The organism is Microbacterium sp. MYb45 (genome assembly GCF_002979655.1).
Lineage (GTDB): Bacteria > Actinomycetota > Actinomycetes > Actinomycetales > Microbacteriaceae > Microbacterium.
This window is the reverse complement of the sequence record NZ_PCPG01000001.1, coordinates 681,812-702,406: the sequence shown is the minus strand read 5'-3', so window position 1 is coordinate 702,406 and position 20,595 is coordinate 681,812. Positions and strand designations below refer to the sequence as shown.

The window sequence follows — 20,595 nt, the reverse complement described above, 5'->3', positions numbered from 1 at the left end:
ATCACATCGACGAATAGGCGACGATGCCGCGGCGCACACCGTCGAGGGCACTGCGTGCGGTGCGAGCGACAGCCGCATCCTCGGCCACGATGGACAGCTGATCGAGGAGGTCGATCGTCTGCTTCGCCCAGCGCACGAAGTCTCCCGCGGCCATGTCGGCGTCGATCAGCACCCGGTCGAGCATGCCGCCGCGAGCCCAGGCATGCATCGCGCCGGCGAGCCCTGCGGCGAGCGGTTCGCTGCCCGGCAGGCGATGATCCTGTTCGAGGTCGTCGAGTTCGGCCCAGAGCGTCGTCGTCTTCTCCCAGGCCGTGCGGAATGCTCCACGCGGGAGACCCCGCTCCCCCGAGTTCGCCTCGTCACGGCGCGGTTCGTACACGAGGCAGCACGCCATCGCCGCGAGTGAGGGGGCATCGAGGCCCGCCCAGAGTCCCTGGCGCAGCGACTCTGCGACGAGGAGATCTCGCTCACCGTAGATCCGGCGCATCGTGCGCCCGGCTTCCGTCAACGTGGTCTCGCCATCGACTTCCGTGAGGTAGTCCAGAGTCTCGAGTACCTCGACGACCCGATCGAACACGCGCGCCACCGTCCCGGTCCGGGTCTCGATCTGACGCCGGATCCGATCGGTCTGGCGCTTGAGCTTCCAGTAGCGTTCCGCCCAGCGCGCGTGTGCTTCCCGATCCGGGCAGCGATGGCAGGGGTGGCGCTGCATCTGCGTGCGCAGCGTCTGGATGCGTTTCATCCGTTTGTCACGCGACGCCCGCGGCGCCTGGGAATCCTGACGATTCTTCTTCTCGAGATCGCTGAGCTCCCGGCGAATGGCGGCGTACTCAGGGAAGTCGCCGTGCTCGCAGGCCATCGAGCTCTGGTATCCCGCCAGCGACGCTTCAGCTTCTCGCACCTGGCGCGCCAGTCCGACGACGGCGCGATCCGCCTGGAACTGCGCGAACGACGACTCGAGGATCTCACGAGCCCTGGCCTTGCCGAACATGTCGATCAGGTTCACGGCCATGTTGTAGGTGGGGCGGAAACTCGAGTTCAACGGGTACGTGCGGCGCGACGCCAGCGCGGCGACGGCCTGTGGGTCCATGCCTTCGGTCCACTGCACGACCGCATGACCTTCGACGTCGATCCCCCGCCTTCCGGCGCGACCGGTGAGCTGGGTGTACTCCCCCGAAGTGATCGCGACCCGGGCCTCGCCGTTGAACTTCTCCATCTTCTCGAGCACGACGGTGCGGGCGGGCATGTTGATGCCGAGCGCCAGAGTCTCCGTCGCGAAGACGACCTTCACGAGTTTGCGTCGGTACAGCTCCTCGACGACTTCCTTGAACGCCGGCAGCAGACCCGCGTGGTGCGAGGCGACGCCGCGCTCGAGGTTGTCCAGCCACTCCCAGTAGCCGAGCACGTCGAGGTCTTCGTCCTGGAGAGTCCGGGTGCGGTCCTCAACGAGTGCACGGATCTCCGCGCGTTCCTCGGCGGACGTCAGCCGAACCCCGGCGCGCCGCACCTGCTGCACTGCGGCGTCGCACCCCACGCGACTGAAGATGAAGAAGATGGCGGGGAGGAGGTTCGCTCGCTCCAGGAGGTGCACGACTTCCGGACGATCCATCCGCTCGATCCGGCGGGCGTTGGCGGCGCGCACGGGCCGCCGTCCACCCCGCGGCGGACGCTTCGCCTGTCGCCCGGCATGGCGGTCACTGCGGTACGACTGCACCTGCCGGTTGTTGTCGTAGTTCGACCCGGTCGACGAGCGGATGCGCATCAGCTCCTGGTTCACCTGCGCGGTCGCGATGCCCGCACGATCGTCGAAGAGCGGAAGCAGGTCATCGCGGACGAGGACGTGCTGCTCCAGCGGCACGGGCCTGATCTCGGAGACGATGACGTCGGTGTCGCCGCGCACCGTGTCGAGCCAGTCGCCGAACTCCTCCGCATTGGAGACCGTGGCGCTCAGTGACACCAATCGCACCCGCTGAGGCAGGTGGATGATGACCTCTTCCCACACTGCGCCGCGGAAACGATCTGCGAGGTAGTGGACTTCGTCCATGATCACGTAGCGCAGGTCGCGGAGCGCGGCGGAGTCGGCGTAGATCATGTTGCGGAGGACCTCGGTGGTCATCACCACGATCCGCGCGTTGCCGTTGATGTTGGTGTCACCGGTGAGCAGACCGACCTGATCCGCTCCGTACACCTCGACCAACTCACGGAACTTCTGGTTCGAGAGCGCCTTCATCGGCGTGGTGTAGAACGCCTTGTCGCTCGGGGTCCGCATCGCGAGATGGATCGCGAACTCGCCGACGATCGTCTTGCCAGCCCCCGTCGGTGCGGCCACCAGCACACTGCGGCCGTTCTCCAGAGCATGGCATCCCGCGACCTGGAATGGATCGAGCTCGAACTTCTGCAGTGCCGCGAACGCCGAGGTCTCCGGGTGCTCCGCTGCCTGCTGCGCCTGCGCGTACCTATCGGACGGCGAACTCATACCGCGTCCGGCAACAGCCCGGTCGCTTCGTCGCGCTTGCGCTTGCGCCTGTCGAACAGCAAAGAGAGCCCCGCGGCGGCGAAGAAGAGGACGATCAGGATCCCCGCGAGCATCAGCATGCTGACCACGTCGGCGGCCGGGGTCGCGAGCGCGGCGAACACCGTCGCGATGATGATGGCGATGCGCCAGCCCTTGAGGATCGCCCGGCCCGACATGACCCCGGCGAGGTTAAGCGCGACGAGGAACACCGGCAGGACGAACGAGACGCCGATGACGATCATCAGCTTGAAGACGAAGTCGTAGTACTCCTGCGCGTAGTAGAAGTTGGTCGCACCGTCGGGCGTGAAACTCCACATGAGTTCGATCACGTGCGGCATGATCATCACGCCCAGGTAGCACCCGGCGAAGAACAGCGGGACGGCAGCGACCACGAAGCCGACTGTGTACTTGATCTCCTTGCGGGTCAGGCCGGGCATGATGAAAGCCCACACCTGCCACAGCCAGACCGGCGCCGAGATGAAGAGGCCGATCGAGAAGGCGATCCGCATGCGCATGTCGAACGCGGCAGTCACCGTGCCGAAGTTGAGCGCGCTGAAGTCATCACCGCGTTTCTCGGTGATGATGCGGATGGGCTCCGTGATGAAGTGGATGACCGGGTCGGCGACGATGAACGCCACGACCATGCCCACGACCAGAGCGAGCGCCGCATACATCAGACGCTTGCGCAATTCGACGAGATGCGCGCCCAGCGACATCCGCCGATCCCGATCCGCCTTCGGCATCACGGTCGGTTCGATGGCTGCCACGGCCGTCAGGCGCGAGGCGGAGTCTCAGGGTCTGCGCCCGAGTCCTTGACCGACGTGGGGTCGGCGATGGTCGAGTCGGCGCGAGGCGCGTCCTCTTCCTTCATCGCCTTCATCTCACCCTTGAAGACGCGGGCGGACTGGCCCATGCTCTTCGCCAGCGCCGGCAGCTTGGCGGCACCGAACAGAAGGAGGATGACGGCGAGCACGATCAGAAGGTGCCAGCCTTGCATTCCAGCGAACATGTAAGGATTCCCGTCGTCGATGAGCGTTCGGTTCAGTCTACAGATCAATGCTCGGCATCGGGGCGGCGATACAGCGCGAGTCCCGACGCGGCCCAGTCCCGCGTGGCGGATCGGGCGATACCCGGCTCCAACACCTCCATCGCGCCGCCGAATCGCCCGGCGAGCCTCTTGACGCCGCGCGGATCGGCGAGGTGGAGCGTGGTGGTCACCGCCCCGTCGACCACGTCGGGTTGCCCGGTGGGAACGAAGCCGCTCAAAAGGGGGGCGAGGCGCTCCGGCACACGCACGGTGACCTCGCGCTCGTCGTCGAGACCGGCGAAAGCCTCGGGAACGTGTTCACCGCCGTGGGTGATCGGGATGTCGGTGAGGGTCGGTGCGCTGACGCGGTCGAGATGGAACGTCCTCATCGCCTGCCGCATATGGCACCACCCCTGCAGGTACCACTGGCCGTTCGTGATGAGGATCTGCATCGGGTCGACCGTTCTGGTCGTCGGCGCGGCATCCGGAGCCTGATAGGTGAAGGCGATCGCGACGCCCTCGTGCAGCCCCCGAGCGACGGCTTCGCGCACCTCGTCGACGGCGCTCGGCGCGACGACCACCTCGGCGGGAGCATCCGCGGCACCGCGGGACAGCTTCGAGATGAGCCCGGCGACGAGCCCCGAGTCCGAGACGGCCGGAACCGCTGCGACCATCTGCAGTCCGGCGAGGAGCGCCGCCGCCTCACGGGCAGTGAAGCGCGGAACTCGACGCAGGGCCACGTCGTTGGTGATCTCGATGACGTCCTCGAGGTCGAGCAGATCCCAGTTGATGTCGAACATCTCCTGCGGCTGCTGCCAATAACCGGATTCCCCGGGGAGCCCGATCACCGTCAGCTTCTCGACCATGCCGCGCATCTCCTGCGGCGTCACGCCGAATTCCTCTGCGGCTTCGGTGAGAGACACCTGGCCGTGCTCGAGCAGGTACGGCACAAGAGTGAGGTAGAGGCGGACGCGGTCGGCTGCGAGCAACGGCTTGGACTTCGCGCTCATGACGCCTCCGCCTGATCGGTGTGCGATTCGACGACCGCTCGCAGCCGCTCGATGACCGCATCGCGCAACGCGACCGGTTCGACCACCCGCACCTCGGGTCCGTAGGAGGCGAGCTCATCGGCGAAGATGTGCAGGTCGACGAACGGGACGTGGATTCCCTGCGGCGCCGACGTCGCACGACGCCCGAGCCGCAGTGCTGCCTCGGTGCCGGGCGTCACCTCCAGCAGAGCCGAGTTCGCAGCCGCCACGCGCTCCAGGCCGGAGAGCGCCCGCTCCCCCGCTCCGTCACGGAGCGCGGAGTCGAAGGTCGTGGGGCTCACCTTGACGGCGCCCACGATGCGACTGAGCAGGAACGTCCTGTCCTCCTCGACGTCCACGTCGATGCCGAACACGTGCCACCGGGCCTCGTAGTCGACCAGTGCCAACGGGCGGATCCGCCGCCGCCGAGGCGCATCCTCCCCGGGCTTCAGATAATCGAAGGCGACGACGCGGCACCGCTCGATCGCATCCTGGAGCGGCGCGAAGGCGGCGTCGCGGGCGGTGATGCGCGGCGCGAAGCCGATGATCGGCTCGTCCCCGTCGATGCCCAGGGCACGGATCTTGCGGACGCCCGATTGCGCGTCGCCAGAGACGGACTCCGCGCTCCAGACGCTCCCGGCCAGCTGCAACACGGCCAGTTCTGCGGCGGAGAACTCGATGTCACCGGGAAGGTCGTATTCCGCTTGCGGAATACGGTAGCGGGCTTCTCGGAGGTCGTTCGGATCAGCCGCGTCTCCGATCGTCTCGATCGGCACGCCGAGGGTGCGCAACTCGTCTTTGTCCCGCTCGAACATCTTCTCCAGCGCGTCGGAGCGCGTGCCCGCATCCGCCCGCTGCCGATATCCGGAGACATTGTCGAGGATCTGCTGCTTGGTCAGCCCGATCTCCGTGGCCATCAGCGCCACGACGAGATTCGTCAGGCGCTCTTCCGCGGGGATCCGACTGGCCATCACTGCGTCGGCGCCGTGACTGCGCCCAGGATGTCGACGACGTACGCGACGGCAGGACCGGCGTCACCTGCCGGGGTCACGACGAGGATCTGCGAGCCCACGGTCTCGCCGATGAGCGCCTCTGCGACGGTCGGTGCCGAGGTCGAGAGATCACCGGTCGGTCCCTGGCCCCACGTGCTGTTGATGACCTTCTTGTCATCCCAGCCCACAGCCATCACGTTCAGGAGGGGGATCTGGCCCGCTTTGACCTCATCACCGTCGCCCTTGATGAGGGTCTGGACAACCTGCTCCGTGGGTGCGGCGCTGTCCGGAATGATGACGCCCGGCGTGCCATCAGGAGCGCGCACCACGGTCGGCATGCCCTTCGCGTCGTTGAACTGCAGGGAACCCTCGGCGCGGGAGAGGAACACATCGACCACATCGATGACGAACACCGCGTTGTCGTCGGCCGCGAGACCGAACCCTTCGAGGTTGTTCGCACCGAAGTCTTCCGGGGTGAGTGCGGCGACGATCCGGGACCCTGCCGTCGCGCACTCGAACACCGACTCGAGCCCGGGCGACTGCGTCGCCCAATAGTCGGCCGTGGAGACCTGACCCTTGGACTCGTCGTACGAGGTCGCGTAGACCTGCTTGCCGGTCTCACCGCTGAAGATCGAGAGCTCCAACACGAGAGCCTGCGCGTTGTCGAGGATCTTCCGGCCCTCGCCCACCGTCGTGTCGGCGAAAGCGGTCTCCTTGAGGTGCAGCGGGCTGAACACGCTCACATCCGGCGTCGACCCGACGTCGCCTTCCACGGTCACGGCGTCACGGATCTCGTTCGATCCGGCCCCGCGATCACACGCGACGCCACCGTCGGGTGCCGCGGCGGTGCAGCCGGTCAGGGCGAGGACGGCAAGGCTGAGGGAGGCCAGAACGGCGGACGTTTTACGCACGCGCTCCAGTCTATTCCGTCGCGTGCCCGGAATCGCGCGACGCCGCAGCAAGGCGTGCCCCCTCGGCAGCCTTCTCGGCCTCCCGTGCCCGCTTGCGCAGGTTCTTGTCACTGATCTCCCGGTCGCCCACGGCTCCAGGGGTCCATGCCTCGACATCCTCGTCGCCGTAGCTGCTCTTGGAAGCGCGTCGCTTTACCGAAGGCGCGACGGCGCCCGGCGCGAGTCGTCGCGCCGTCAGCAGGAACCCGGTGTGAGCAACCATGCGGTGATCCGGACGCACGGCGAGCCCCTCGACATGCCACCCGCGGACCATCGTCTCGGAGGCATCCGGCTCGGTGAAGAGCCCGGTGCCTCGGATGTACTCCGCGACACGCGACAGCTGCGTCGCCGTGGCCACGTAGCAGAGGACGACACCGCCGGGGGTGAGCGCATCGGCGACGGCATCCATGCACTCCCAGGGAGCGAGCATGTCCAGTACCACCCGGTCGACGGTGCCGGCCGGCACCTCATTCGGGAGCGACTCGACGAGGTCGCCCACGACGACGCGCCAGGTGTCGGGGTGTTCGCCGAAGAACGTCTCGACGTTGCCGCGGGCGACGTCGGCGAAGTCCTCGCGGCGTTCGAACGAGATCAGGTTTCCCCCCGGGCCGACGGCCCGCAGGAGCGAAAGGGAGAGCGCCCCGGATCCGACCCCGGCCTCGACGACCGTCGCTCCGGGGAAGATGTCGGCCTGCATCACGATCTGCGCCGCATCTTTCGGGTACACGATCGCTGCACCGCGGGGCATCGACATCGCGAAGTCCCTCAGCAGGGGACGGAGCGCCAGGTAGTCGTGTCCGGAGCTGTTGGCCACGACGGAGCCGTCGGGAAGGCCGATCAGGTCACGATGGCGCAGCACGCCCTGGTGCGTGTGCAGCTCCCCGTCCTCGCGGAGCGTCACCGTGTGCAGGCGGCCCTTCGGACCGGTCAGCTGCACTCGATCGCCTGGTCGGAAAGGACCACTCGGCCTCGGTACGCGGCTCTCGGTCATCGGGGTGCTCCTGTCCGGGCGTTGATGCTGTCGAAGAGATCGGTGAGGTCGCCGGTATTCCTTCCGGCGAGCGTCGTCCACAGCTCGTGCGCCCCGAGGTGGTCGAGCGGCACGATGTGCGGCACGGCGAGCGTCAGCGCGCCCGAGGCGAGTCCGGCGCGGACGCCGGTCGGCGAATCCTCGATGACGATCACATCGGCGATGTCGACGTCGAGGAGGGCCGCTGCCTGCAGGTAGGGCTCCGGGTGCGGCTTCGGGTTGTCCACATCGTCCCCGGCCACGACGAGGTCGAACGCCTCGAAGTCGATCAGATCGACGACGCTCAGCGCCATCCTCCGCAGGGACATCGTCACGAGACCCGTCGGAATTCCCGCGCTCCGAAGGTCGCTCAGGAGTTCGCGAGCTCCCGGGCGGAACGGCACGCCACTGGTGCGGAGCGAATCCTGCACGGCGTCGGTCAAATGGTCGACGATCGCCTGGGCCTCCATCGTGACGCCGGCCCCCTGGAGGATCACCGCGCTGTCGAGCAGGCCGCTTCCGACGAGCTGCAGCGCATCCTCGTGACTCCACGATCCGCCGAAGGATTCGACCAGCGCCGTCTCGGCCGCCATCCAATAGGGTTCGGTGTCGACGAGTGTTCCATCCATGTCCCACAGGACCGCGCTGGGCTTTCTGCTCACTGAACCCATGCTAGCCGGGGTACCGCCCGCATCCCGCCGTCGCGGACTAGCCTGGAAGGATCTCGTCCACGATCTCGAAGGGAGCCCACGATGGATGTTCTCGGTCAGCGCATCGTCATCGCCGCCTTCGACGGCTGGAACGATGCGGGTGAAGCGGCGAGTGGCGCCATCGAGGCGCTGCGGGCTTCATCGGAGTACGACCTCGTGCACTCCGTCGATCCCGAGCTGTACTTCGATTACCAGTACACGCGACCGTCGAGCCGGATGGACGCCGAGGGGCGACGTCGACTGACATGGCCGGAGGCCGGGCTGTGGCGTCCCCGCGATCCGGGGCCGGGACCCGAGTTCTGGCTGCTCACCGGCGCGGAGCCCGCGCGAACCTGGCAGGCGTTCGCCTCGGAGTTCATCGACGTGGCTCTGCGCGATGACATCACCGGACTCGTCACCCTCGGCGCGATGCTCTCGGACGTCCCCCACACCCGGCCGATCTCGATCTTCGCCTCCAGCCAGAACGAGCAGGTGCGGGAAGCTCACGACCTCGAGCGCTCGCTCTACGAGGGCCCGGTCGGCATCCTTTCCGTCATCGAGCACTTCGCCGAGAACGCGGGGATCCCCACCGCCAGCCTATGGGCCAGCGTGCCGCATTACGTCGCGTCGGCGACGCCCTCGCCGAAGGTGACTCTCGCCCTGCTCGACCGGCTCGAGGAGCTGACCGGTGCCGACGTGGATCGCCAGACGCTGCGCACCGAGGCCGCGGCCTGGGAGGCTTCGATCGATGCGGCCGCGTCGGAGGACGAAGACATGGCCGAGTACATCCGTCAGCTCGAGCGCACGCGCGACACGTGGGACTCCCCCGAGGCGTCCGGCGATGCGATCGCGCAGGCATTCGAGCGGTATCTCCGCCGTCGCGATGACGGTCCAGGAGACCGCAAGCGCTGAGTCCGGGTCAGGCCGCGATCACACCGGTACCGAGTAGGACCAGGAGCACGGTGCCGAGCAGGATCCGGTAGATCACGAACGGCAGGAAGCTGCGCTTCGAGATCCAGTTCATGAAGAACGCGATGACGCCGAGCGCCACCACGAACGCGATGCCCGTCGCCGCGAGCGTGTCGCCGAACGAGAAGAACGACGGCTCGTCCCAGCTCTTGAACACCTGGTAGAAGCCGCTGCCGAACACCGCGGGGATCGCGAGCAGGAAGGCGTAGCGGGCGGCAGCGGCGCGCTCGTAACCGAGGAAGAGCCCCATCGTGATGGTGCCGCCCGAGCGGGAGACGCCCGGGATCAGCGCCAGTGCCTGCGCGAATCCGAAGGCGATGCCGTGCGGGTACGTGAGGTCGTTCAACTTCCGGCGCTTCGCCCCGACGTAGTCGGCGACGCCGAGCAGGATGCCGAAGACGATGAGCATGATCGCGACGATCCACATCGACCGGAGGACCGTCTCGATCTGGTCCTGGAAGAGCAGCCCGAGAACCACGATCGGGATGCTGCCGATGATGATCATCCAGCCCATCCGCGCGTCGGGATCATTGCGCGGCGCCTTGCCGACGAGCGAGCGGAACCACTGGCCGATGATGCGCACGATGTCACGCCAGAAGAACACGACGACCGCGGCCTCGGTACCGATCTGTGTGATCGCGGTGAAGGCCGCGCCCGGGTCCTCGCCCGACGGCAGGAACGTGCCGAGGATGCGCAGATGGGCGCTGGAGGAGATCGGGAGGAACTCGGTGAGTCCCTGGACGATGCCCAGGATCAGTGCTTCGAGCAGGTGCATGGAGAGCTTTCAGTTCAGAGAGGCACGGAGCGCGCAGCGCTCAGTACGTGCGCAGCAGATCGGCCAGCACCCGCTGGCCGAAGACAAGCGATTCTACGGGTACTCGCTCATCGACTCCGTGGAACATGCCTGTGAAGTCCAAGTCGGCGGGGAGCTTCAACGGCGCGAAGCCGTACCCGGTGATGCCCAGGTAGGCCAGCGCCTTGTTGTCGGTGCCGGCGCCCAGCAGGTACGGGATCACGGGGACACCGGGGTCGTGGCGACCGATGCTGGCGACCATCGCCTCGACGAGCTCGCCCTCGAACGGTGTCTCCATGCCGATGTCACGGACGACCGTCTGGATCTCGATGTCGTCACCGACGATCTGCTGCAACTCGGCGAGCACATCGTCTTCGGTCCCGGGGATGACGCGGACATCGATGAGTGCCTCGGCACGCTCCGGGATCACGTTGTGCTTGTAGCCAGCAGTCAGAGCCGTGGGATTCGTGGTCGTCCGGAACGATGACCTCAGGAACGCCTCCGCGGGGCCCGCGGCAGCGGCGAGGGCATCGGGGTCGTCGGCACTGCGCCCGCTCAGCGCGCTGAGGCCCTCCAGCAGCGCCGTGGTCGTCGGCGTCAGACGGATCGGCCAGCGCGTGCGGCCGATCGCCGCGACGGCCTCCGAGAGCTTCGTCACGGCATTGTCGTCGTGCAGGCGGCTGCCGTGACCCGCACGACCCTTCGCCACCAGGCGGATCCAGATCAGCGCCTTCTCGCCGACCTGCAGCAGGTACGCACGCCGATCGTCCACAGTGATCGAGTACCCCCCGACCTCGCTGATCGCGGCCGTCGCCCCTTCGAACCACTCCGAGCGGTTCTGGACGACGAGAGCCGAACCTTCGACGCCCCCGTTCTCTTCGTCGGCGAAGAACGCCAGGATGAGGTCGCGCTCCGGCTGCTCCCCCGCCCGCAGGATCTCGGCGACGGAGGTGAGGATCATCGCGTTCATGTTCTTCATGTCCACGGCGCCGCGTCCCCACAGCATGCCGTCCTGGACGAGGCCGGCGAACGGATCGACGCTCCAGTCGTCAGCCATCGCCGGCACGACGTCGAGATGTCCGTGCACGACGAGTGCGGGTTTGGTCCGATCGCGGCCCGGAACACGGGCCATCACGTTGGTACGGCGCTCGATCGGCTCGTAGTACTCGACCTCCAGCCCGAGCTCCTCGAGGTAGGCGCCCACGTACTCCGCAGCCTCACGCTCGCCCTTCGCATTCCCTCCACCGAAGTTGGATGTGTCGAAGCGGATGAGGTCGCTGGCGATGCGCACGACCTCGGGAAGAGAGGGATCGGTCATGTGCTCCAGGCTATCGAAACGGCGAGCCACGCCCGGGCGTACCGCTCGGTTCGAGAGGCCGCGGGGAACGTGGTAATGTCATTCTTCGGTCGGCAACGATCATCCAAAACCTGCGCGGGTGGCGGAATGGTAGACGCGCTACGTTGAGGTCGTAGTGCCCGTAAGGGCGTGGGGGTTCAAGTCCCCCTCCGCGCACAGGTAAAAGAAGGCCCCGGATCCCACAGATCCGGGGCCTTCTTCTTTGTCCGCACGCGACGCGAGGTAACGCACGAGTGACCTCATCCGAGGGGGATGATCTCCTCCCCCTGCACGCGAACGGCTCTGGATAGCCTGATCCGCATGACAGCCCTCGATGCCGATCGATCGACGATTACCCAGGCCTACCTTTACGGGTTTCCGCTCGTGTTCAACCTCGATCAGGTCACGCGATACACGACGACCGGAGTCGGCGCCAACCCCGCCGCCCGGTTCAACACCTTCAGCCACGCTCGGACGCTCGCAGGGCCGGCCGATACGTTCGTCACGATCAACAACGACACGCTGTACTCGATGGCGCAGGTCGACCTCAGTGTCGGCCCGGTCGAGCTGCAGGTCCCTGACACTGCCGGCCGCTACTACGTCCTCCAGTTCGTCGACGCATGGACGAACAACTTCGCCTACGTCGGACATCGCGCGACCGGAACGGGCGCGGGGACGTTCCTCCTCGTTCCGCCGTCCTGGACCGGCGACGCCGGAGATACGGTCGTGATCCGATTCCCGACGACGATCGCCTCGATAGTCGGACGCTGGGCAGTGAGCGGTGATCACGAGCTCCCCGAAGTACACGCACTCCAGGACGCCACGACGCTGACGCCGCGAGATCCTGATGCCGTTCCTGCAGGCCTTGCCATCCCGGATCCCGACGTGCCAGGGAGCGCGCTCTTCCTCGAGAAGCTCCGCGTCTGGTCGCAGCAGTTCCCACCCGCACAGCGTGATCGTCCGTTGCAGGACTCGCTTGCCTCTACGGGGATCGCCGTGCGGGGCGCATCACCTTATGCGTCGATGCCGCTCTCCGACGCCGCGCGCCTGGTCGGCGACATGGACGCCGCCAAGGAGACCCTCCATACGATCCTGACGCACGGCTCCAGCCCGGAAGAGAACGGCTGGAAGCTCACCTTCCACGCCTTCGACTACAACCTCGACTACTTCGAGGTCGGTGCCCTGGATGACGACCGCTTCAAGATGACCGACCCCGAACTACGAATCGCCGAACGCGCAGCTGCCGCGCTCGGCGGTCTATGGGGCAACCACCCGTACGAAGCGGCGTACATCATGACGTACGTCGACGACCGCGGAGATCAGCTCACCGGTGCCCGGACATACACGCTGCGTCTGGACCCCGAGCCGCCCGTGTCCGCCTTCTGGTCATTGACGATGTACTCAGTTCCGGAGTTCTACCTGGTGGAGAATCCCATCGCGCGGTACTCGATCGGCGACAGGACCGCGGGCCTGGTCCGCGATGCGGAAGGCGCTCTCACCATCACGATCAGCCATGCGCGACCCGAAGACGCGACGGCGGCGGCCAACTGGCTTCCCGCACCGGCCGGAGACTTCCGGCCGGTGATGCGGATGTACGAGCCCGATCCCGCCGTTCTCGACCGCCGCTACACGGTCCCCGCGATCAATCGTGTGGAGGGGTGAGTCCGCGCACGCCCCTTAGGCTGTGCCGACACCGAACACGAGACCGAGCACGTACGTGATGGCTGCGGCGCCGAACCCGATCGCGAGCTGACGGAGGGCGCGGCGCAGGGGCGGGCCGCCCGAGAGGACGCCCACCATCGCGCCGGTGCTCAGCAGTGCGACACCGACCAGGACCAGGGCGACGATGATCGCGGCCGTGCCGTGGAGCCCGAAGATCCAGGGCAGGACCGGGATGATCGCGCCTGAGGCGAACAGCAGGAAGCTCGAGATCGCCGCCGTCCAATCGCTTCCGACGATCTCGTGATCGCCTCCAGCCTGGATGTTCACAGGCCCGGTCGCCGCACGGCTGACGCCCGCCTGCGCCGCCGCGACGATGCGTCGCGCGCGCGACAGCGATTCCTCCTGATCCATGCCACGCGCCCGATACACGAGCGCGAGTTCGTTCTCATCGATGTCGAGGTCGCGGGCTGCAGCATGAGCGTCCTCATTCGCCTCTGTCGCGGCCAGCAGCTCGCGCTGCGAACGCACCGACACGAACTCCCCCGCCCCCATCGACAGCGCGCCGGCCAACAGCCCGGCGATGCCGCTGAAGAGGACGAATCCGGAACTGACCCCGGTCGCACCGATGCCGAGCACCAGCGCGAGGTTGCTCACGAGACCGTCGTTGGCGCCGAAGACGGCGGCGCGGAACGACCCCGAGAGCCGCCTCCGCCCCCGCGCGGCGAGTCCGCGGACGACCTCGTAGTGCACCTTCTCGTCGGCGCGCATCGCCGGGGTCGCGTACTGCTCGGAATCGTAGGGCGAGCGCGCCTCGGCGCTCTGCGCGAGCGCGAGCACGAAGATGGACCCGAAGCGGCCCGCCATCCAGCCGAGCAGCCGGGAGCGGAAGCCGGCGCGCGGCAACCGTGCGGGCTCGGCCCCGAGAAGGTCGAGCCAGTGCTGCTCGTGGCGGCGCTCGGCGTCTGCGAGCCTCAGGAGGATCTCCCGCTCCTCCCCCGTGCGGCGTGCCGCGAGCTTCTGATACACGGCGCCCTCGGCGCGTTCCTCGACGAGGTAGCGGGCCCATCGCTTGCGATCAGCAGGGGTCGGGTCGGCGGCAGCAGGCGCTGTCATGGATCCTCCAGGTGTCCGGTGCCCGATGCGAGGGCAACCGTTCAACGCTAGCCTCGGAGGCTCGACGCGACCGCGCTCAGACGCGGATTGACAGCATTTCGGGGATCCGAAGCACGGCCGCCGAACAAGGCCGGCAGACGATCGCTCAGGAGCGTACGCGCTTGCGCAGGACCTCGATACGCGACTGCAGCTGTGTCACGGTCGCCTGCGCCACCGCCGGTCCGCCGCAGATACGTCGGAGCTCGGCATGCACCGCTCCGTGCGGCTCGCCTCTCTGCCGGGCATAGAGGCCCACCAGACTGTTCAGGAGCTGACGCTGCTCCTTGAGGGTGCGATGGAGGGGCGGCGGAAGCGTCGTCGTCTCCGTCGGCCCGGTGGACGCCTCGCGCGCCTCTCTCAACCGGGACTGTCGCGACTGGCGCTGCATGAGCAGCTCGTGCACGTGCTCGGGTTCGAGAAGACCCGGGAAACCGATGAACTCCTCCTCCTCGGGGGTGCCGGGCTCAGCCAGCTGGCCGAACTCCTGGCCCTCGAAGACGACGCGGTCGAAGTGCGCGACCGAGGAGAGCGCCTGGTAGCTGAACTCCTGCGTCAGCGCATCCGAAGTCTCCTCTTCGCGGTTGGCGCTTTCGAGCAGGGAGTCGTCGAGTCCGTCTTCTTCTTTGGACTGCCGGTCGAGCGCATGGTCTCGCTGCTTGTCCATCTCGTTCGCCAGACCCATGAGCACGGGCACCTGTGGCAGGAACACGCTGGCGGCTTCGCCCCGACGACGGGCCCGCACGAATCGTCCGATCGCCTGGGCGAAGAAGAGTGGTGTGGAGGACGACGTGGCATACACGCCGACGGCGAGACGCGGCACGTCGACACCCTCTGACACCATGCGGACCGCGACCATCCAGCGGGAGTCGTTCGCGCTGAACTTCTCGATCCGCTCGGAAGCGGTCGCGTCATCGGAGAGCACGATCGTCGGCTGCTGCCCCGTGATGCTGTGCAGGATCTTCGCGTACGCGCGCGCGACCGTCTGATCGGTGGCGAGCACGAGGCCGCCGGCGTCCGGAACATGGTGGCGGATCTCGGTGAGGCGGCGATCTGCGGCCGACAGCACGGCCGGCATCCACTCGCCTTCGGGGTCGAGCGCCGTGCGCCAGGCCTGCGACGTCACGTCCTTCGTGTTGTCCTGGCCGAGGTGCGTCTCGAGTTCATCGCCGGTGGTGGTGCGCCAGCGCATCTTGCCCGCGTACATGTGGAAGAGCACGGGACGCACGACCCCGTCGGCGAGGGCACGGCCGTAGCCGTAGTTGTAGTCGGTGCGCGAGACGCGTGCGCCGGATTCGTCGGGGTGGTACTCCACGAACGGGATCGGCGCTGTGTCGCTGCGGAACGGCGTTCCGGAGAGCAGCAGTCGGCGTTTCGCGGGGCCATAGGCGTCGCGGATGGCGTCGCCCCAGCTCAGCGCGTCCCCACCGTGATGGACCTCGTCGAGCACCACGAGTGTCTTGGCGTCTTCCGTCAGATGCCGATGCACGGACGACTTCGCAGCCACCTGCGCGTAGGTGACGACGGCACCGTGGTAGTGACGTGCCGGCGCCCAGTCGCTGTTGCGGAATCGCGGGTCGAGCCGGATGTGCACGCGAGCCGCCGCATCCGCCCACTGTGTCTTGAGGTGCTCGGTCGGCGCCACCACGATGATGCGGTTCACTTCGCCGATGCGCATGAGCTCGACCGCGAGGGTGAGGGCGAAGGTGGTCTTGCCTGCACCGGGTGTCGCCGCGACGAGGAAGTCTCGCTGATCGGCTTCGAAGTACTGTTCCAGCGCCTCCTGTTGCCAGGCGCGCAGCTTGCTTGCGGTTCCCCAAGGGGCACGCTGGGGAAAGGACGGAGAGAGCATCGACTCCACGATAATCGGTGCTGCGGACACTGGCGCACGTGCCGCGCTTCTCGCGCGCGCCCCTCCCTCGGGCCGGCGCGTGCGAGTAGGCTCGGTCACTGCGCTGCGGCCACCGCCGCCTCGGCAGACGTTCGCGAAGGAGAGCTGGATGACCGACCAGGATTCGACTCGGACCCCGTACATCCCCAACGAGACCGCACACCCGTGGCGCCGTTTCGTCGCCACCGGAGACTCGTTCACGGAGGGCATCGGAGACCCGGATCCGGCGCACCCCGGCAGCCACCGCGGCTGGGCCGATCGGGTGGCAGAGGTGCTCGCCGCCCAGGTGGACGACTTCGCCTACGCGAATCTCGCCGTCCGCGGGAAGCTCATCGCGCAGATCGTCGCCGAGCAGATCGAACCGGCCGTCGCGCTGCGTCCCGACCTCGTCTCGATCTGTGCCGGGGGCAACGATGTGATCCGCCCGGGCACCGACCCCGACGCCATCGCGAGTCAGCTCGAGGATGCCGTGGCGCGGCTGTCATCGACGGGAGCGGCCGTCCTCCTTTTCACGGGCATCGACACCGGTTTCACGCCGGTTTTCCGCGCCTTCCGCGGCAAGGTGGCCATCTACAACGAGAACGTCCGCGCGATCGCCGAGCGCCACGACTGCATCGTCGCGGACCAGTGGGCGCTCAAGGTCGTGCAGGACATGCGGTTCTTCGACGACGACCGGTTGCACTACAACGCGCTCGGCCACCACGAGGTCGCACGCATGGCGCTCCGTGCCCTGAACGTCCCGAACGACCTCGAGGCCATGCAGCCCGAGCCGTACCCGCTGCGGACCTGGCGCGAGGCCCGATCCGAAGACCTCGGGTGGGCGCGCGAGCACCTGATGCCCTGGGTGCTTCGTCGACTGCGGCACCAGTCGTCGGGCGACAACCTGGCAGCGAAGCGCCCTGAGCCCTCGCCGATCATCCTTCCGCCGCGGGACTGACCCGGGGTCAGCCCTTCACCGCCCACAGCGCCACGGCTGCTGCAGAGGCGACGTTGAGCGAGTCGACACCACCGGACATCGGAATCGTGACGACGGTGTCTGCGCTGTCGATCACCGTGCGGGAGAGACCGTCGCCCTCCGAACCCATGACGAGGGCGACGCGCTCGGGGCGGTCGGCGACGTAGGCGTCGAGTGTCACCGCATCGTCGCGCAGAGCCAGCGCTGCGATGTCGAAATGCGCGGCATGGAGGTCTTCGACGGCTGTATCCCAATCGGTGATCCGCGTCCACGGAACCTGGAAGACCGTCCCCATGCTCACCCGTACGCTGCGCCGATACAGTGGATCCGCCCCGCCCGGTGACACCAGAACGGCATCGGCGCCGAGACCGGCTGCCGCACGGAACGCGGCACCGACGTTCGTGTGATCGCCGATGTTCTCGAGGATGAGCACGACGGAGGCGCCGTCGATCACGTCTCGAACCGTCGGCAGCTCCGGGCGGTGCATCGACGCGATCGTGCCACGGTGCACGGCGAAACCGGTCACCGATTCCGCCACATCGTCAGGGACGACGTACACGGGCACGTCGAGATCGCCGACGATTCCACGGATGTCCTCCACGCGGCGCTCCTGCACCAGCACAGAGCGCGGACGATGCCCGGCTGCCACCGCACGGGCGATGACCTTCGTCGACTCCGCGATGTACAGCCCGCCCGCCGGTTCACGGATGGTGCGCAGCGCCGTGTCGGTGAGCCCGCGGTAGTCGTCGAGGCGCGGATCGTCGGCATCGGTCACAGGCACCAGTCGCATGCGTCCCACTCTGCCACTGCTCGCACCCCCGCTCCGACGCACCGTGCGCCGTCGACGAGCTGCTCGCTGAGTCCGTCGCATCTCGCCACGCCGTAGACTCGCTCGAGGAGGTCCTGTGAGCGTCTCGAACACCGCCGAGCTGTCGGCCGCCATCGCCCACGCCGCCGAGCTGCTGCGTGACAGGCGCATCGCCCTCTTGACAGGCGCCGGCATCTCCACTGACTCGGGGATACCCGCGTACCGCGGAGAGGGCGCCAGAACCCGCAGCGACCCGATGACGATCCAGACCTACTTGGGCGACGAGGCGGCACGACGACGTTATTGGGTCGGTGGCCACCTCGGCTGGCGTGCTTTCGCGCGAGCAGAGCCCAACGCCGGTCACCTCGCGGTCGCACAGCTCGAGGCTGCCGGGAACGTCTCGGGCGTCATCACCCAGAACGTCGACGGACTCCATCTGCGCGCCGGGAGTTCGCACGTGATCGAGGTGCACGGCACGATGCGTCGCGTCTTCTGCCTGCAGTGCGGCCAGGTCTTCGATCGCCGTGACATCGCGGTGCAGATCGAGGAGCGAAACCCCTGGATCACCATTCCGGAGAATGTGGCACTCGCCCCAGACGGCGACGTCCTCCCCGAATCCACCGAGGGGTTCATCGTCCCGGTGTGCACGGTGTGCGGCGGGATGCTGAAACCCGATGTCGTCTTCTTCGGAGAGTATGTCCCGCTGGACCGCTTCCGTGCGGCAGAGTCGCTGCTTCGCTCCAGCTCCGCCCTCATCGTCGCCGGCTCCTCGCTCGTCGTGAACTCCGGCGTGCGGCTGGTCGAGCGGGCCCGCCGCCGCAACATCCCTCTGATCATCGTCAATCGCGAGCCGACGCGTGCGGATGCCTGGGCCGATGTCACCATCGCCGCAGGCACCAGCGACGTGCTCCCCGCACTCCAGGAACTTCTCTCGTGACCCACCTCACCCTCATCCGCCATGGCCAGACCGATTGGAACCTCGCTCGACGAATCCAGGGTTCGACCGACATCCCGCTGAACGAGACCGGGCGAGAAGACGCGCGGAGGGCAGCCGAGACCCTCGCCGCCAGCACGCATCACGCGGTGTACACCAGTCCGCTGCTGCGCGCCAAGGAGACGGCCGAGATCATCGCCGACAGGCTCGGACTCGAGGTGGTCGGTGTCATTCCCGACATCCGGGAGCGCGAGTTCGGCGACGGTGAAGGCATGCTCGTCGAGGACTACATCTCGACGTACGGCGACTGGCACGCCGAGGTTCCGGGCGCGGAGTCCCTGGAGCAGGTCGGCGAGCGTGCCATCGCTGCGCTCCACTCGATAGCCCGTGAAGCGCGGCGCCGCTCGGCCCCGCAAGCGGAATCGGTGCTCGTGGTGGCACACGGCGGCGTCATCCGCGCTGTGATCGATCATGTCTCCGGCGGGACGCTTCCCCGCGACGGGGAGGTCCTGCGCAACGGGTCCGCACACCGCTTCGTGGCGGCACCCGGTTACCTTCGACTCCTCGAGGAGTCGAAGGTCCTCTGATCAGCTGACGCGGGTGACGACCGATCGCGCGTGCCGAAGCACCGGTTCGTCGATCATCCGTCCCTCGAAGAGGAACACGCCGCGTTCCGTGGCCGCAGCCGCGAGCACCGCCCGCGCCCAAGTCACCGCATGGTCGTCCGGCCGATACGCAGCCCTGATCGCCGTCACCTGGTTCGGATGGATGCAGGCCGTGGCTTGGAACCCCGAGGCGGCGGCGTCCATCGCCTCGCGCTGCAGCCCCTCGGCGTCGTCGATGTCGATGTGCACCGCGTCGATGGCCGCTTTGCCGTGCGCGCCGGACTCGAGGAGGACACGAGCACGGGCGTACCGGGCGATATCGCGATAGCCACCCTCCGTATTCCGTGATGAGGTTCCGCCGAGAGAGGCCACGAGATCCTCTGCGCCCCACATCATCGCGGTCACCCGGGGGTGCGCGGCGATCCGGTCGGCCGCATGGATGCCGCGCGCGGTCTCGCACAGCGCGATCAGCGAGTACCGCTGGTCGAACGCATCGAGGCTCTCGGCGCTCTCTGTCTTCGCCACCATCACCGTGTGGAAGTCCGTCGCGGCGAGTGCGTCGAGATCGGCCGTGAACGCTTCGGTGCCTGGCGCGTTCACGCGCACGATGACCCGCGCGGCGTCGATGTCTGCATCGATCACATTTCGGCGCGCCACGGCCTTCCCCTCGGGGAGGACGGCATCTTCGAGGTCGAGGATGATCGCGTCCGCCCGGTCCAGCGCCTTGCGGAAGCGCTCCGGTCGATCCGCGGGGCAGAACAGAAGGGCCGGCCCGAGAGCGAAAGTCACTTGTCGAGTCCTTCCGAGAGGCAGTGGACGAGGACGGACCGCACCGCGGTCGCCACGACCGTGTCGTCCTGATTGCGTCCGGTGTGCGCGATCTTCACGATGCCCTGGCCCGGACGTGAGGACGACAGCCGCTTGTCGACGATGACGCTCTCGGTATAAAGGGTGTCGCCGGCGAACAGCGGGTGCGGGAAGACGATGTCGCCGAACCCGAGCTGTGCGACCAGTGTGCCCTGCGTCAGCTGCGCGACAGAGGCGCCGACCATCGTCGACAGCGTCCACATCGAATTCATCAGCCGCGCACGGAACGGGTCCTGCGCATCGGCGAACGCGGCGTCGAGGTGCAGCGCCTGCGTGTTCATGGTGAGCGTCGTGAACAGCACGTTGTCGGCCTCGGTCGCCGTGCGGCCTGGGCGGTGCAGGTAACGGGCATCGACCATGAACTCCTCGTAATACAGACCCCTCTGGAGGATGTCGTGCGTGGTCACTTCGACTCC

General features: G+C 67.5%; 20 protein-coding genes and 1 tRNA gene. 6 read left to right on the top strand and 15 right to left on the bottom strand.

The window, feature by feature from the left end; translation table 11 throughout:
* Position 1 precedes the first annotated feature (1 nt).
* Genes CQ034_RS03355 through CQ034_RS03320 form a run of 8 tightly spaced genes read right to left on the bottom strand, consistent with a single transcriptional unit; the run spans position 2 to position 8,192 of the window.
* A complete protein-coding gene (locus CQ034_RS03355) occupies positions 2-2,476 on the bottom strand; it encodes an RNA helicase (RefSeq protein ID WP_105709924.1) in 2,475 nt (824 codons plus the stop codon).
* The gene (tatC, locus tag CQ034_RS03350) at positions 2,473-3,231 is read right to left on the bottom strand and encodes a twin-arginine translocase subunit TatC (protein ID WP_029263401.1); all 759 of its coding nucleotides are present in this window, start codon (positions 3,229-3,231) and stop codon (positions 2,473-2,475) included. The genes CQ034_RS03355 and tatC overlap by 4 nt, the downstream gene beginning before the upstream one ends.
* A gap of 56 nt (positions 3,232-3,287) precedes the next feature.
* Positions 3,288-3,524 carry a twin-arginine translocase TatA/TatE family subunit gene (gene tatA / locus CQ034_RS03345; RefSeq protein ID WP_105709923.1) on the bottom strand — a complete coding sequence of 79 codons (237 nt, stop codon included), beginning with the start codon at positions 3,522-3,524 and terminating at the stop codon, positions 3,288-3,290.
* 44 nt (positions 3,525-3,568) lie between these two features.
* The gene (locus CQ034_RS03340; protein ID WP_105709922.1) at positions 3,569-4,552 is read right to left on the bottom strand and encodes a YafY family protein; all 984 of its coding nucleotides are present in this window, start codon (positions 4,550-4,552) and stop codon (positions 3,569-3,571) included.
* Entirely contained in the window at positions 4,549-5,541 is a 993-nt protein-coding gene (locus CQ034_RS03335; protein ID WP_105709921.1) for a YafY family protein, read from the bottom strand. Before CQ034_RS03335 ends, CQ034_RS03340 begins: the two co-directional genes overlap by 4 nt.
* Positions 5,541-6,473: a hypothetical protein gene (locus CQ034_RS03330; RefSeq protein WP_105709920.1), complete on the bottom strand. Its 933-nt coding sequence runs from the start codon at positions 6,471-6,473 to the stop codon at positions 5,541-5,543. Before CQ034_RS03330 ends, CQ034_RS03335 begins: the two co-directional genes overlap by 1 nt.
* Before the next feature lie 10 nt (positions 6,474-6,483).
* Positions 6,484-7,503: a tRNA (adenine-N1)-methyltransferase gene (locus tag CQ034_RS03325; RefSeq protein WP_105709919.1), complete on the bottom strand. Its 1,020-nt coding sequence runs from the start codon at positions 7,501-7,503 to the stop codon at positions 6,484-6,486.
* The gene (locus CQ034_RS03320; protein WP_374956806.1) at positions 7,500-8,192 is read right to left on the bottom strand and encodes an HAD family hydrolase; all 693 of its coding nucleotides are present in this window, start codon (positions 8,190-8,192) and stop codon (positions 7,500-7,502) included. The genes CQ034_RS03325 and CQ034_RS03320 overlap by 4 nt, the downstream gene beginning before the upstream one ends.
* Positions 8,193-8,273: 81 nt before the next feature.
* Between CQ034_RS03320 and CQ034_RS03315 the strand changes: the two genes are divergently transcribed.
* Positions 8,274-9,122 (top strand): PAC2 family protein, encoded by an 849-nt coding sequence (locus tag CQ034_RS03315; protein ID WP_029263408.1) that lies wholly within the window; start codon positions 8,274-8,276, stop codon positions 9,120-9,122.
* A gap of 7 nt (positions 9,123-9,129) precedes the next feature.
* Here the strand turns inward: CQ034_RS03315 and CQ034_RS03310 are convergent, their stop codons facing one another.
* Together CQ034_RS03310 and CQ034_RS03305 are read right to left on the bottom strand one after the other, a co-directional pair.
* Positions 9,130-9,954 carry an undecaprenyl-diphosphate phosphatase gene (locus CQ034_RS03310; RefSeq protein ID WP_105709918.1) on the bottom strand — a complete coding sequence of 275 codons (825 nt, stop codon included), beginning with the start codon at positions 9,952-9,954 and terminating at the stop codon, positions 9,130-9,132.
* A gap of 40 nt (positions 9,955-9,994) precedes the next feature.
* Positions 9,995-11,290, bottom strand: a complete 1,296-nt coding sequence (locus CQ034_RS03305) for a M20/M25/M40 family metallo-hydrolase (RefSeq protein WP_105709917.1) — start codon at positions 11,288-11,290, stop codon at positions 9,995-9,997.
* A 112-nt stretch (positions 11,291-11,402) separates the two neighbouring features.
* Between CQ034_RS03305 and CQ034_RS03300 the strand changes: the two genes are divergently transcribed.
* Together CQ034_RS03300 and CQ034_RS03295 are read left to right on the top strand one after the other, a co-directional pair.
* Positions 11,403-11,485 (top strand) — tRNA-Leu (locus CQ034_RS03300).
* A gap of 144 nt (positions 11,486-11,629) precedes the next feature.
* Positions 11,630-12,970, top strand: a complete 1,341-nt coding sequence (locus tag CQ034_RS03295) for a DUF1254 domain-containing protein (RefSeq protein WP_105709916.1) — start codon at positions 11,630-11,632, stop codon at positions 12,968-12,970.
* Between the two features lie 15 nt (positions 12,971-12,985).
* On the opposite strand, the gene CQ034_RS03290 is transcribed toward CQ034_RS03295, so the two are convergent.
* Both CQ034_RS03290 and CQ034_RS03285 read right to left on the bottom strand, forming a co-directional pair.
* Positions 12,986-14,083, bottom strand: coding sequence for a VIT1/CCC1 family protein (locus CQ034_RS03290; RefSeq protein ID WP_105709915.1), 1,098 nt, complete (start codon positions 14,081-14,083; stop codon positions 12,986-12,988).
* Positions 14,084-14,228: 145 nt separating this feature from the next.
* Positions 14,229-15,971, bottom strand: coding sequence for a DEAD/DEAH box helicase (locus CQ034_RS03285; protein WP_029263412.1), 1,743 nt, complete (start codon positions 15,969-15,971; stop codon positions 14,229-14,231).
* A gap of 148 nt (positions 15,972-16,119) precedes the next feature.
* On the opposite strand from CQ034_RS03285, the gene CQ034_RS03280 reads away from it, so the two are divergent.
* Positions 16,120-16,947, top strand: a complete 828-nt coding sequence (locus tag CQ034_RS03280) for an SGNH/GDSL hydrolase family protein (protein WP_105709914.1) — start codon at positions 16,120-16,122, stop codon at positions 16,945-16,947.
* A gap of 7 nt (positions 16,948-16,954) precedes the next feature.
* Here CQ034_RS03280 and CQ034_RS03275 read toward each other — a convergent pair whose 3' ends face one another.
* Positions 16,955-17,755 carry an RNA methyltransferase gene (locus CQ034_RS03275; RefSeq protein WP_105709913.1) on the bottom strand — a complete coding sequence of 267 codons (801 nt, stop codon included), beginning with the start codon at positions 17,753-17,755 and terminating at the stop codon, positions 16,955-16,957.
* A 115-nt stretch (positions 17,756-17,870) separates the two neighbouring features.
* On the opposite strand from CQ034_RS03275, the gene CQ034_RS03270 reads away from it, so the two are divergent.
* Together CQ034_RS03270 and CQ034_RS03265 are read left to right on the top strand one after the other, a co-directional pair.
* Entirely contained in the window at positions 17,871-18,710 is an 840-nt protein-coding gene (locus CQ034_RS03270) for a Sir2 family NAD-dependent protein deacetylase (protein WP_105709912.1), read from the top strand.
* Complete coding sequence (locus CQ034_RS03265; protein WP_105709911.1) at positions 18,707-19,294, top strand: histidine phosphatase family protein; 588 nt, start codon at positions 18,707-18,709, stop codon at positions 19,292-19,294. The genes CQ034_RS03270 and CQ034_RS03265 overlap by 4 nt, the downstream gene beginning before the upstream one ends.
* On the opposite strand, the gene CQ034_RS03260 is transcribed toward CQ034_RS03265, so the two are convergent.
* Together CQ034_RS03260 and CQ034_RS03255 are read right to left on the bottom strand one after the other, a co-directional pair.
* On the bottom strand, positions 19,295-20,101 hold the full coding sequence (locus CQ034_RS03260; RefSeq protein WP_105709910.1) for a CoA ester lyase: 807 nt from the start codon (positions 20,099-20,101) through the stop codon (positions 19,295-19,297).
* Positions 20,098-20,586: a MaoC family dehydratase gene (locus CQ034_RS03255; protein WP_091036267.1), complete on the bottom strand. Its 489-nt coding sequence runs from the start codon at positions 20,584-20,586 to the stop codon at positions 20,098-20,100. The genes CQ034_RS03260 and CQ034_RS03255 overlap by 4 nt, the downstream gene beginning before the upstream one ends.
* Positions 20,587-20,595: the final 9 nt, after the last annotated feature.